We start from the raw sequence: 2,075 nt of genomic DNA on the forward strand, positions 1-2,075 counted from the left end.
GGCCGATATCGTCGATGATGGTGATGAGAAGAGCGAAGGCGATGGCGTTGAGTGCCGCGCTGCCCCAGTCGAAACGATGTGTGGCGCGGCGCGTGCCCGGCAGGCTGCGCGATATGGCGAAGGCCAGAAGGCTGATCGGCACGTTGACCGCGAATATCCAGGGCCAGTCCGCAATCGAGAGGATACCGGCGGCAATGGTCGGGCCCGCCGCCGCCGCTGTCGCGACAACGAAGGCGTTGATGCCGATGCCGCGGCCGAGTTGCGCACGCGGATAGATGAAGCGGATCAGCGCCGTGTTGACGCTCATCAGGCAGGCCGCGCCCGCGCCCTGCAGCACACGCGCGAGCGTGAGCGTCGTCAGCGAATCCGACAGCGCGCAGGCGAGCGACGCGACGCCGAAGATCGCAAGCCCCACGCGGTAGATTCGCGCATAGCCGATCGTTTCGCCGAGCGAGGAGAGCGGCAGCAGCGAGATCATCACGACGAGCTGATAGGCGTTGACGATCCAGACGGATTCGGCGGGCGTCGCATTGAGATCCCGCGCGATGGTCGGCAGCGCGATGTTGGCAATGGCGCCGTCGAGCACAGCCATGGTGACGCCGAGACCGACCACCGCAATGGCCCTGTAGCGCTGGGGTATCGGCAGTCCGTCGGTTGCGCTCGGTTCCATCGTCATTCCAAATCGCGGCGTCTTTATGCGTTCCCGGCGCTCGCGCCCGGCACAGGCGGGATCGAATAGGTCGAGGTCACATGGGCGACCGGGCCGTCCTGCCCGTCCTGCCACATCAGCACATCGCCGACGGCGAGCCGGCGTCCGAGTTTCAGCAGCTTCGCTTCCGCGACGATATCCGCAGGCGATGGCTTTCTCAGAAAGTTGATATTGAGATTGGTCGTGACCGCCAACGCCACCGGCCCGATATGGGCGAGCACGACGGCATACATCGCATAGTCGGCAAGAGCCATCATGGCCGGGCCGGAGATCGTGCCGCCCGGCCGAAGGTTTCGATCCGAGTAGCGGAGCCGCAGCCGCGCCGCGCCCGGCCCCACGGCCTCGATCACGTTGAGCCGCCCGCCTTCATGCATCTGCGGGAAGGCGACGTCCATGAAGCGGTCGAGTTCCTCGACGCTCATGATGGGCTTCAGGTCCGCCATTCTCACGCCTCCACTTGCTCGGCCTCTTTGGGCCCTTGGGCCCGCATTCCTACCCAAACCTTTAAACCGCCGCCTGCCTAAAATCTTGGAGAGACGCCTTGAACGGGCGAACTGGCCTCCTATCTACCCGGAATGAACGTTCATTCCAAATCCGAAGCCGACAAGGACGACAAGCGCCGCCAGATATTCGATGCCGCGCTCGACCTGTTCTGGGAGGGAGGCTTCCACGCCGCGCCCATGGCCAAACTCGCGCAACATGCGGGAATCCCGGTCGGCACCATCTACCGCCACTTCGAGAGCAAGGAAGAGCTGATCCACGCGCTCTACACCGACATCAAGGCCCGGCGCATCGAGGCGACCCTCGCCGGCTACGATCCCGCCCTCTCCTTGCGGCAGCGCTTCGACCGGCTCTGGCGCAACGGCATGGAATATTGCGTCACCCATCCGCTCGAATTCCGCTTCGCGGAGCAGTACGCGCATTCGCCTTATCTGCGCGATGCCGCGAAGTCGATCCAGAGCGAGATCGCCGAAGACCTCGTTCATTTCTACGCCGAGGGCTATCGCGAGGGCATCTTCAAAACCCTGCCGCCCGAGATCATCACATCCCTCATTTCCGGTCCGATGAACGCGCTTGCGGCGCGCGCCATCTCCGGCGCCTGCAAGATCGACGAGGCGCGTATCCAGGAGGTCATCACGCCTGCTGGGACGCCATCGCCAGCCGAACCTGATCCCCCTCCCCCACACTCCCGAAGGAACCTGACATGCAATATGCCCAACTCGGCAATACCGGCGTCTTCGTTTCCCGTCTCTGCCTCGGCACCATGACATTCGGCGGCGGCAATTCGCTCTTCGCCCTGATGGGCGGCCTCGGCCAGAAGGAAGCCGACGCCCTTGTCGGCCAGTCCCTCGATGCCGGCATCAAC

Annotated in this window: 3 protein-coding genes; 1 reads left to right on the top strand and 2 read right to left on the bottom strand. The window is 64.3% G+C overall.

The genetic code is table 11. The annotated features are described in order from the left end of the window. Together VMR03_RS14050 and VMR03_RS14055 are read right to left on the bottom strand one after the other, a co-directional pair. Nucleotides 1-670, bottom strand: a 670-nt coding sequence (locus VMR03_RS14050) for an MFS transporter (RefSeq protein WP_325406261.1), incomplete at its 3' end; no start/stop codon positions are given. A gap of 23 nt (nucleotides 671-693) precedes the next feature. Next, a complete protein-coding gene (locus tag VMR03_RS14055; protein WP_325406263.1) occupies nucleotides 694-1,152 on the bottom strand; it encodes a PaaI family thioesterase in 459 nt (152 codons plus the stop codon). 132 nt (nucleotides 1,153-1,284) lie between these two features. Here VMR03_RS14055 and VMR03_RS14060 point away from each other — a divergent pair, with 132 nt between their 5' ends. Then, the gene (locus VMR03_RS14060) at nucleotides 1,285-1,977 is read left to right on the top strand and encodes a TetR/AcrR family transcriptional regulator (protein ID WP_325406265.1); all 693 of its coding nucleotides are present in this window, start codon (nucleotides 1,285-1,287) and stop codon (nucleotides 1,975-1,977) included. Nucleotides 1,978-2,075 lie beyond the last annotated feature (98 nt).

It is taken from the genome of Parvibaculum sp. (assembly GCF_035511255.1).
Classification (GTDB): Bacteria; Pseudomonadota; Alphaproteobacteria; order Parvibaculales; family Parvibaculaceae; genus Parvibaculum.

Coding starts and splice junctions, on each gene's coding strand:
- VMR03_RS14060 (WP_325406265.1), top strand. CDS start 1,285: ATGAACGTTCATTCCAAATCCGAAGCCGACAAGGACGACAAGCGCCGC.
- VMR03_RS14055 (WP_325406263.1), bottom strand. CDS start 1,152: ATGGCGGACCTGAAGCCCATCATGAGCGTCGAGGAACTCGACCGCTTC.